At 69.5% G+C, this 1229-nt stretch carries 1 protein-coding gene; it reads right to left on the reverse strand.

The annotated features are described in order from the left end of the window. A partial coding sequence (locus tag ACFP2T_RS48030; protein ID WP_377434819.1) for an ROK family transcriptional regulator occupies positions 1-1219 on the reverse strand: 1219 nt, incomplete at its 3' end. Between the last annotated feature and the right edge of the window lie 10 nt (positions 1220-1229).

Genomic DNA, 1229 nt, shown 5'->3' on the forward strand with positions numbered 1-1229 from the left:
TGTTGGCGCCACGGGTAAGCGCTTCCAAGGGGTTGTCCAGTAGGTCGGAGAAGGCGAGTTCGGCTGCGCCGATCAGGGTGGCGTCGTCACCGAGGGCCGAGGTACGCAGTCGTACTCTCTCCCGGGACACCGCCAGCACGTTGGAGCTCAGACGGACGCGGACCTGGGCCGCCGCGCCCGGATACATGTCGCGCAGCATCCCTCCGAAGATCACCAGACCGGGGTTGAAGAGGTTGATCAGGTTCGCCACCCCAATGCCGAGCCAGTCGCCGATCCGCTGCAACGCGTCCAGGGCCAGGACATCGCCGCCATCAGCGGCGTTCACCACCTCCCGGACGGCATCGCGGCCGATCAGTTCGGCGGGCCGGTTGGCGGCGTCGAGCAGGGCCCGCTCGCCGACCTCCGCCTCCAGGCAGCCGCGCGAGCCGCACCCGCAGGGCCGCCCGTTGTACGGATTCACCAGCATGTGCCCCAGCTCGCAGCCGTACCCGCCGTCGCCGTCGAGTAGCTTTCCGCCGACGATGATCCCGCCACCCACGCCGACATCCCCGTGCAGATAGATCAGATTTTGAAAGCCAACGCCTGCGCCGCGCTCGTACTCGGCCAGCGCACCCAAGTGGGCCTCGTTGCCCACCGACACCGGCAGGCCGAGACCCAGCCCACGGCCGAGCTCGGCGCCGAACGCCTGATCCACCCAGCCCATGTCCGGTCCGAAACGGACCATCCCGTCCGCGGGCCGGATCATGCCACAGTAGGACGCACCGGCTCCGACGCACACCGAATCTGGGCGGGCCGCGTTATGCAGTTGGCGGCCGAACCCGGCGAGTACCCCGACCACGTAGTCCAGGTCCGCCCCAGCGCGCGTCCGGACCGCCTCCCTGCGGTCCAGTACCGTCCCGCCGAGCCCTACCCGGGCGGCGACCAGCCGGTCCACCGCGACGTCGAAGGCCAGTACGTATACCCGGTGGGATTCGGGTCGGACCACCAACGACGGCCGTCCCGCCTTGCCGGTGTCCTTGGGTAGTTCCTCACGGACCAAGCCCGCCGAGGTGAGTTCCGCGGTCAGCGCCATGATGGTGCTGCGGTTCAGGCCCATCCGCTCGGCCAGCACCGTGCGGGAGACCGGACCGCCCAGGTGCACATGTCGGAGCAGGGCGCCAAGATTGTGCCGGCGGATCTCCTCTTGCGTCCGCCCCACCTCCGGCGTCGTCCGGCTCATCAGCATCCTG

It is taken from the genome of Plantactinospora solaniradicis, assembly GCF_042658085.1.
Taxonomy (GTDB): domain Bacteria; phylum Actinomycetota; class Actinomycetes; order Mycobacteriales; family Micromonosporaceae; genus Plantactinospora; species Plantactinospora solaniradicis.